Genomic DNA, 7,772 nt, shown 5'->3' with positions numbered 1-7,772 from the left:
CAGCAAAGGGGCAGGTGCCCTGATCGCTCTGGTACTAAGCCTCGGCGTATTGCTTCTCAACCTCGTTGCCCTTGTGGTGGGTCTGTGGTTTGGTCTTACCCAACCGACACTTCAGGCCGGCATCGCAACCCTGATCGGCACGGTTTACAGGGCCATCCCACCCTTTTCGATGGGGGTCTATCTGGCGTCTGTGGTGCTTGCCATCACGGCGCTGGTGCGCCGCCGCGGCAGCCGGGCCCTGGCCACATGGGCCATCGCCCTCAGCGCTGTGCAACTTCTGGCCTATGGCGTCGGGGCCGCCTCTGGACTGCTACCGCGGTGAAACTCAGACCGTTGCCTGCGGCAGCGCTCTGACATCACAATCAACCCCGATCAAGAACTTCTGCTGTGATCCACTTACCTGCATCCAGGCAACGGCCGTGCGCCCCTCGAAAGTGACTTGACGTCGATCTGGATTGACCCCGCTCTGGTCATACCAGGTGCGCTCGCGGCGGGTCCAAGTCAGGATGCCCCTGTACGTACAGCGCATCAGCTGATCGGCGGCCCAGCCTTCCGCCTGCCCTCGGCTGTTGCAGAAGGCGCGGGGCACCTTGCGCACGATCCCCGCTCCTGGGGAGTAGCGAACAGAAAGGAATGGCTCGATCGGCTCGTCGGCCCATACTTCCCAGGCCAGTCGGTCGCGCTCCAGCTGCTCTGCTGCCTCGGCCTGATCCAGCTCCAGGCAGCGGTGGAGTTCGGTTGGATCCGGTTGGAGCTCAGCAACTAGCTTTTGGAGCCAGTGGTCGCTCAGAGGCTCGCCGAGCTCGAAGGCTCTGATCAGGCTGCCCACCTTGGAGACGTTGCTGGCGTCAAGACAGGCCGCCAATTGGCCGGGCTTGAGACCGCGCTGCATGCGCAAGGCGGCGAGATAGCGGGACAGGTGGCTACTGCGCCGAAAGGTGCTGGACATGGGGCAACGGGGTGGCGTTCCTGCTCATCAACCCCTTGGGGTTCCAGGATTGACCACCTTGCCCAGCAGGAACGGACGGCAGGTTGGTGACCGGCAATCCCCTGGAGGATTGGCGCCGGTGCTCGGGATGAACGCAGCGAACTCCTAAAGACAAGGTATGTGTCTTGAGTACTCCTGTGTCCAAGCCTCGTGCGAATGACAGATCAAAGACGCTTGTGGAGCAGGCGCTCAGAGGTCCTGTGATCGCTTAGCGACTAGTACCCCACGATCAAAGGTGAGAAAGAGCTGCGCGTCACACAACGGGCAGCGCGACCAGGAGCAGGTATCACTGCCATCACGACAGAACGTGGCTTGATCCTCCCCGTCAAAGCCCGGTGGAACAGGATTGCCAACTATTTCAACAACCTGCCCGTAGGTCATCCCGGCTTTCAACCTGGCGGCATTAGCGGCAGTAACCGGGCTGCTTGGATCAGGGATCGCAGAGAACAACAAGGCCATGGTGGCCAGAGCCGCAAAGCTCACCGGCACCATCAGGATCGCAAGAAGACAGCCCATCAGCGCTCCGGAGGTCTGGTGCCGATGATCAGCCCCCCTACGGCAATCAGGTTGGCTAGCAAAAACCAGGTGCCTTCTGCAAAGACGTTGATGCGGTGCCGCAACTCCGCCTGCTCCTGGCGTTGCTCGACTGCATTGATTAAGGCTGCATAATCAGGAATAAGAGCGACCCCAAACAGTACAGATAGCGATGCTCCGTACACAACAAGCAGGCGTGGAATAAAGCGTTTCATCGTGAGATATCGGAATGACTGCAATCAGCTTGCACCTCCTCTTGCAACTGGGCTAGCAGTCGCTTTGAACCAGGACTAGAAGATCGCGCGTAGGCCAGATGGGAACGGCTGAGATTACAGGTGGTGGTTGCAGCGTCAGCTGCAAGTTGATCGGTGAAAAACTCAAGGTGAGCCTGAGCGTATTCACTGCACTGTTCTGTATCGCGAATACTGCCGTCGCGAACGTCGCGCCAGCAGGAGGCGACGGCCCACTGCTCCTGATGGTCCTGCCCGAAGCCATCCTCTGATGGCGAGGTGAGCAGCAGCCAGACAAACCAGGCCACCGCTGCAAAGAGAGAAAAGCCAGCCGCGGCAGCCAGGGCCACGACCAGCTTGAGCCAGGGATTCATCAGCTGTTCTGGTGCTTGACAAGGCAGTAACGCTCATCAAAGCGCTGCACGGCATAGCGCGCCTCGGCTGCAGGCAGCATCGACTTAGCCAACGCCAGCGCGGCCGCCTGGTTGAGGCACGCGGCGTCAGCCACCCCGAACAGGGCCAGGGTGAGCGGATTGGCCTTGACCGCGTCGTAGTCGATGCCGGCCTTGAGCTCGCTGTTGAGGGTATTGATCCAGCTGCGGCGGGCGATCTCGCTATTGCCGTTGGCGCGGCTGGCGAGAGGAGCGGCCATAAGGCCGACCAACAGACCAGCAGCAGCTGCTGGGAGCATGGTCCTGAGGTTCATGGGAGCAGGCCGGTGGGCCATGGCAGAGAGGCCAGCCCAAGCTGACGGCTGAAACCGCAAACCAGATCCCGACTCCTGCGAAGGACGAATGCGGGAATCGGTGGGAATGCTGAGGACAGCACGGCAGCCTCCATGGAGACACACCCCCGTTCCCTGATCGCGGTTTACCGGGAAGCCCTGGCATCACGTCACTACGCCCGGCGGACCATCGAGAACTACGAGCGCTGGCTGCGGCGCTTCCTGCGCTTTCACCAGCTGCGTGCCCGATGTCAACTGCGTAGGCGCCCGCCTACCTAATTGCCGCCGTGCAGCTGGGTTTGTTCAGGGGTTTTGGCCGGCTGCTTCCCAAGGTTGCAGCAGAAGTGGATCTCAGTGAGCTCAGTCATCTGCTTGTGACAGATCAGGTCACCCCTGTGGCTCTGGATCCTCAGCTGCCTCCATCAGGTGCGCTGCTTCGGCAACTGGATGGGCCATCCGCCACGGGGTGGGCGAGGGCGATCGGTGGAGCTTCACGATCTGCTCGTCGTGCTTTCGGCCCTCTAATGGGTGTTGCAGGACTACCCCTGGTGATCGAGGCCCTACCGATGCCCGTAGCCGTTATTCGCATGACCTGAGCCCAATGAGTTACCTAGACGCGGAAGACTGATCCCCACAACGCGCCCAACCCGCCGGATCGGATTGATGAGCACCAACACCCAGGGCTGGCTGGCGATCAGCACCGACGGTTTTGCTGCCATGAACGCGGCACGGCCTCCGGAGCACCTGGTCAAGGAGCTGGTGCAGAACGCCCTTGATTCCTTCGCTGACGGCCAGCTTGGAAGGATTCGGCTGCAGTTCCGCCAGTGGGGGGACCACCTGTCGGTGGACTGCGAGGACAACGGCAGCGGAATCGATGCCCTCGCCGATCTGCGCGTGGTGTATCTGACCCACAAGACCGACAGCCATCGCAAGCGAGGGCGTTTCGGCCGAGGCTTCAAGGAGGCCCTCTGCATCGCCCAGCAGGCGCAGGTGGTGAGCGGCAGCCAACGGCTTGAGTTTCTACGCGACAACGGCGAGCGGGTTACACGCCAAAGCCAGCTGGCTACACCGCTGAGCGGAACGCGTGTAAGCATGCAGATGCCCTGGTCTGCTGAGATCTGCGAGCAGCTGCAGCGCTATTTCGCCCGGTTCCTGGTGCCAGAAGGCATTGCCCTGGAGGTCAACGACCAGCGGATTGAGCCACGGCCGGCCCTGCACCGAATCGACACCAGCCTCACCACCGAGGTTTACGACACCGGCAGCCAGAGCTGGAAGAAACCGAATCGCCGCTCCACCATCCAACTGGTGCCCTGTGCTGCGAATGAATCACCAACGATCTACGAGATGGGGATCCCGGTGGCGGCCCTGGAGTGGAGCGTGCCCTTCCACTGCGACATCCAGCAGAGGGTGCCGATGAACCCCAACCGCGATGCGGTGGCCTCGGGCTATCCGCTGAAACTGCATGTGGCCTGTTTGCCCACCCTGCTGGACGGCATGGGGGAGGCGACTGTCAAGGAGGACTGGGTGGGCGCTGCCGCCCGCCGTTGTGATGGGGAGGTGCAGAAGCGGATCATCGAACGGGCTTTCGGTCGCAACATCGCCCGCTCGGTACCGCGTGTGGGTGCCCGTCATTTCGATGAGGACGCCCGTGAGCTGGGCGTGCAGGTGATCAACACCGCCCAGGCCAGCGGCGGCTTCCGCGAGATCCTCAAGTTGCACGTACCCTCCGCCCAGGAGGTGGTGCGCTGCGACGAAGCCTCAAAAGCGGAGCAGGCAGGCTCCAAGGGCTTCTCGATCGCCGAGGCGCTGCGTGCGACCGATGGGCGCGGCCGTTGGCTTGAACAACAGGGCGGCGTGCAGCATGTGGCCAGCTGCCTGACGTTTGCGGTCTGGTTCTGTCAGCAGTTGGTGAACAGCTGCGATGAAACCCAGGACCCAGTGACGGGAAAGCTGACCCTCAATCCCAGCCTTCCCAGGCAGCTCTATGCCCACTGGAGTTCCAGCAACGTGCTCACCCTGGCGCTCGATCAGGCGTGCTTCTGGCAGGCACCTTTCGGGGCCGAGTCATTGAAGATTCTCATCCATGAAGCGGCCCATGCCATGAACATGCACCACGGCTATGAGTTCCGCACCGAGGTGGAGCGTCTGGCCGGTGTGGCCGCCAGTTTGATGCTGCATCAAGGTCTGGAAATCCAGAGCAGGTTCCCTTCGCTGCTTCAGCTCTCGGGTCTGGAGCCTGATGCAAGGGCATAAATATCAGGGATTCTTCATTGAGTCTGTTGGCTTCAGACCACCGCCACAGCATCATTCTTAGGGATTGCTGTGGTGACCTGGACGAAACAGGCGCTCAGCCACTACTTCCATGGGTGGGCATCCGGGATGCGCTGGCGCCTATGCCGGCCGCAAGCATCGCCGCTTCACTCTCCACTCCCCTATTGGCTTCGGCACGTCCTTCGGGCAATCTCCTCCACCAGCGGATCGTGCCGGCAACACAGCCACAGCTGTTGAGCTTCTGCTAAAGGCAACACGTTCAGATCGCTCGTTTGCAACGCGCTGATCTGATCGCGATCCAGCACCACCCCATCCAGCAGATCGAGCTCCAGGAGAGCGCTGCTATGGCTCAGGCTCTCGGCCGGCAACGGCACCCACTCGGCCCAGATCCAACTACGAACCAGCGGTTCTGCCGCCGCAGGCCCACCCACTCTCAACACCCCGCACGCCAGCCGGTGACGGTTCACGCCCTGCCGCAGCATGCGCATCCAGACGGCATCGCAGAAGCGCCGCCCAGGGCTGCTGCTGCGCTGTTGCTGCAGCCCCATCTCCGCGGCCAGGCGCCGATAGCGCCGGCTCACACTGGGCTGGGACACATTGAGCAGCTGGGCAGCAGCCACGGTGCTGCCAGTGAGTTCCAGCATGTCTACCAGCACCAGATCCCTCAGCACCGATGGGATCCGATAAGGGCTTCGGGGGAGATCGGCGGACATCCATCAACTGCAGCAGCCATACCAGTGTTCGCAGCAGGGCCGTGGATTGCGACCAGCTCGTGCGAACGACAGCCCGTGATTCGCAGTAGGGAATGGCAATAGCCCCAGTCCCACTGCAGGATGGATCCATGACCGGCACCCCCTTGCGCTGCCACCTGCTGATTGGCCCGCCCGGCAGTGGCAAAACCACATTGGCGCACCAGTTGGCGCCCCTGCTCCAGGAGGCCGATGGTGGCCCTGGCCTGGTGCTCTCCACCGATGTGATCCGAGCAGAGCTATTTGGCGATGCTGGCGTCCAGGGCCCCTGGGATGAAGTCCGCACCGTGTTGCTGCAGCGCCTGCAGACCGCGGTGACGGCCGGTCGGCCGGTGATCATCGATGCCACCAACGCCCGCCGGCCGTGGCGGCTCCTTTACACCCAGCAGCTGCAGCTGCCCCAGCCGGTCGAGTGGATTGGCTGGTGGCTCACCACACCCCTTGAGCAATGCAAGGCCTGGGCGCTGCGGCGTGATCGACCTGTGCCTGAGGCGGTGATCGAGGAGTTCCACGCCAGCCTCGACAACCGCTTCTTTCGGCCAGATCGGGCCGAGGGCTTTGCGGTGATCGTGGCCCTCAACCCCGGTGCCGGAGAAGGCAGCGATGACGATCTGCGCGGCCGCCTAGCAGCCCTGGATGGGCGCATCCGCAATGCTCTCAACCGCCAGCGCGCCGTTACCCCCCAGCTGCACCGATATTCACGTCTGCTGGATCTGGAGCGGCTGCTGTTTCTGCTCCGCCTGCTCACAAGCTTCAACGGCCTTGACGACAGCGATCCCGGCACGGCGCCCGAACTGCTCAAGATCTGCAATCCACCCCCCCAGGGCGATGTGGCCGAGCGGGCAGCCGCCTATCTCGTCAGTTGGAAAGATGTCCACGGCGGTAACAGCGACGGCTACGGCGATGTGGCGGCGATTCGCGCCGACCTGGCCTGGCTTGAGGCCAATGGCTATACCCGCCTCGACTGGCAGAGCGACCAGCCGATCGATCTCGGCAGCGCCGGCCCCCCAGAGGGCAGCACTGTTAACGGCGGCCACCCCGCCCTGGCGAGTGCGGAGGTGTTCCGGCGGGTGTTCACACTGCTACGCCACGTGCTCAAGTATCCCTTCGATGCACCAGAAGCAGCATCAGAATCGGAGCAATCGGAGCCGCAGCCATCCGCCCCTGCCCCCCCCAGGGCAAACCGGGCCAGACGGGCCAACACGGAATTCGGACCCTTCTACCGCCATCTGATCGACAACCTCCAAGAGATCGAGGGGAGCTATCGCCCCGACCAGGAAGCGGCGCTCCGCTACGACATCGAACACGTCCTCACCCCCTACGGCTTTCTGCCAACCGTGAAGGGGAAGGGTCGACCCCACAGTCGCCGCCAGGGTTATGCGATCGGCACGGCGCTGCTGTCGGCCGACCAACTGCTGCAGGTGCACGCCCAGCTCAAGGCTTCTCAGGATCGCCTCAGTGATCAGTCGCAGAAGCCCCTGCTGCTCATCCTTGAGGAGCGGCTCCAACGCGCTGGCATCCTCAGCGCTGATGGCAACCCCGACCGGCTACGCCAGCCCAGGCGGGCCCTTGCGCACCGTTCATACACGGAAGAAAAGCCTGGCACCCTCTCCAGCCTGGAGCTGTCTCCCCGGGTGGAGCGGGCGATCCGCGACCGCCGCCGGGTGTGGTTGCGCCATACCCCTGACGTGGTGGATGAACAGCGCCGGAAACAAGGCGATGACGGCAGCTTTCGTGCCTGGCCCCTGCAGCTGATTTTCCACAACATCAGCTGGTATCTGGCTTTTGAGACCGTCGCGATCGGCCGCAACGACGGCCTCGGCCTGATCCGCGTGCTGCGCCTGGATCGGCTGGTGCTGACTAAAGAGGATGGCAACGTTCGCCGCAGCAGCGAGCAGGAACACGCCTGGGCTCTGGAGCGACTGGAGCGGCTGATGGACGTCTGCGGTGGGGTCTATTTCGGCGAGGCCATCGAGGACCAACTGGCGGTGATGGGGCCGTTGCTGGGCCGCACTGTCAAGCCGCCCTACCAGGTTTTGCGCTTTTCCTGTACCCCGGCAGTGTTCAGTCTGATCCGTGAGACACCGCGGCGTTTACCGCTTGAGCACATTGCCTTCTCCAGCGCGATCCCTGGCGATGGCATCAAGGACCCAGGAACGCGCTGCATCCTCCTACCCAATCCCGCTGGGGACAGCCATCCATACCCGGTGGAGTATCGCCTGCCCAGTTGGACTCTCGAACGAGACTGGGATCTTCGCAACTGGCTCTTCCGCTGG

At 62.9% G+C, this 7,772-nt stretch carries 10 protein-coding genes; 4 read left to right on the top strand and 6 right to left on the bottom strand.

Annotated features, from left to right (window positions below; genetic code table 11):
* Nucleotides 1-322, top strand: a 322-nt coding sequence (locus KBZ07_RS13130; protein WP_254932030.1) for a hypothetical protein, incomplete at its 5' end; no start/stop codon positions are given.
* A 3-nt stretch (nucleotides 323-325) separates the two neighbouring features.
* Here the strand turns inward: KBZ07_RS13130 and KBZ07_RS13125 are convergent.
* The 5 genes from KBZ07_RS13125 to KBZ07_RS13105 form a co-directional block, all read right to left on the bottom strand.
* The gene (locus KBZ07_RS13125) at nucleotides 326-949 is read right to left on the bottom strand and encodes a hypothetical protein (protein ID WP_254932029.1); all 624 of its coding nucleotides are present in this window, start codon (nucleotides 947-949) and stop codon (nucleotides 326-328) included.
* Nucleotides 950-1,177: 228 nt separating this feature from the next.
* On the bottom strand, nucleotides 1,178-1,504 hold the full coding sequence (locus KBZ07_RS13120) for a hypothetical protein (protein ID WP_254932028.1): 327 nt from the start codon (nucleotides 1,502-1,504) through the stop codon (nucleotides 1,178-1,180).
* Entirely contained in the window at nucleotides 1,504-1,737 is a 234-nt protein-coding gene (locus tag KBZ07_RS13115; protein WP_254932027.1) for a hypothetical protein, read from the bottom strand. The genes KBZ07_RS13120 and KBZ07_RS13115 overlap by 1 nt, the downstream gene beginning before the upstream one ends.
* A complete protein-coding gene (locus KBZ07_RS13110) occupies nucleotides 1,734-2,126 on the bottom strand; it encodes a hypothetical protein (RefSeq protein ID WP_254932026.1) in 393 nt (130 codons plus the stop codon). The genes KBZ07_RS13115 and KBZ07_RS13110 overlap by 4 nt, the downstream gene beginning before the upstream one ends.
* Nucleotides 2,126-2,458, bottom strand: coding sequence for a hypothetical protein (locus tag KBZ07_RS13105; protein WP_254932025.1), 333 nt, complete (start codon nucleotides 2,456-2,458; stop codon nucleotides 2,126-2,128). Before KBZ07_RS13105 ends, KBZ07_RS13110 begins: the two co-directional genes overlap by 1 nt.
* 132 nt (nucleotides 2,459-2,590) lie before the next feature.
* Here KBZ07_RS13105 and KBZ07_RS13100 point away from each other — a divergent pair, with 132 nt between their 5' ends.
* Together KBZ07_RS13100 and KBZ07_RS13095 are read left to right on the top strand one after the other, a co-directional pair.
* Nucleotides 2,591-2,755, top strand: coding sequence for a phage integrase N-terminal SAM-like domain-containing protein (locus KBZ07_RS13100; RefSeq protein WP_254932024.1), 165 nt, complete (start codon nucleotides 2,591-2,593; stop codon nucleotides 2,753-2,755).
* A gap of 384 nt (nucleotides 2,756-3,139) precedes the next feature.
* Nucleotides 3,140-4,729 carry an ATP-binding protein gene (locus KBZ07_RS13095; protein WP_254932023.1) on the top strand — a complete coding sequence of 530 codons (1,590 nt, stop codon included), beginning with the start codon at nucleotides 3,140-3,142 and terminating at the stop codon, nucleotides 4,727-4,729.
* Nucleotides 4,730-4,908: 179 nt separating this feature from the next.
* Here KBZ07_RS13095 and KBZ07_RS13090 read toward each other — a convergent pair whose 3' ends face one another.
* Nucleotides 4,909-5,460 (bottom strand): LysR family transcriptional regulator, encoded by a 552-nt coding sequence (locus KBZ07_RS13090; protein ID WP_254932022.1) that lies wholly within the window; start codon nucleotides 5,458-5,460, stop codon nucleotides 4,909-4,911.
* Between the two features lie 128 nt (nucleotides 5,461-5,588).
* On the opposite strand from KBZ07_RS13090, the gene KBZ07_RS13085 reads away from it, so the two are divergent.
* Nucleotides 5,589-7,772, top strand: a 2,184-nt coding sequence (locus tag KBZ07_RS13085; protein ID WP_254932021.1) for an AAA family ATPase, incomplete at its 3' end; no start/stop codon positions are given.

This window comes from Cyanobium sp. BA20m-14 (assembly GCF_024346295.1).
This window is presented reverse-complemented; position numbering and strand designations above follow the sequence as displayed.

What these genes read in the sequence shown, in the direction of transcription:
- KBZ07_RS13125 (WP_254932029.1), bottom strand. Translation starts at nt 949, where the DNA reads ATGTCCAGCACCTTTCGGCGCAGTAGCCACCTGTCCCGCTATCTCGCC.
- KBZ07_RS13120 (WP_254932028.1), bottom strand. Translation starts at nt 1,504, where the DNA reads ATGGGCTGTCTTCTTGCGATCCTGATGGTGCCGGTGAGCTTTGCGGCT.
- KBZ07_RS13115 (WP_254932027.1), bottom strand. Translation starts at nt 1,737, where the DNA reads ATGAAACGCTTTATTCCACGCCTGCTTGTTGTGTACGGAGCATCGCTA.
- KBZ07_RS13110 (WP_254932026.1), bottom strand. Translation starts at nt 2,126, where the DNA reads ATGAATCCCTGGCTCAAGCTGGTCGTGGCCCTGGCTGCCGCGGCTGGC.
- KBZ07_RS13105 (WP_254932025.1), bottom strand. Translation starts at nt 2,458, where the DNA reads ATGAACCTCAGGACCATGCTCCCAGCAGCTGCTGCTGGTCTGTTGGTC.
- KBZ07_RS13100 (WP_254932024.1), top strand. Translation starts at nt 2,591, where the DNA reads ATGGAGACACACCCCCGTTCCCTGATCGCGGTTTACCGGGAAGCCCTG.
- KBZ07_RS13095 (WP_254932023.1), top strand. Translation starts at nt 3,140, where the DNA reads ATGAGCACCAACACCCAGGGCTGGCTGGCGATCAGCACCGACGGTTTT.
- KBZ07_RS13090 (WP_254932022.1), bottom strand. Translation starts at nt 5,460, where the DNA reads ATGTCCGCCGATCTCCCCCGAAGCCCTTATCGGATCCCATCGGTGCTG.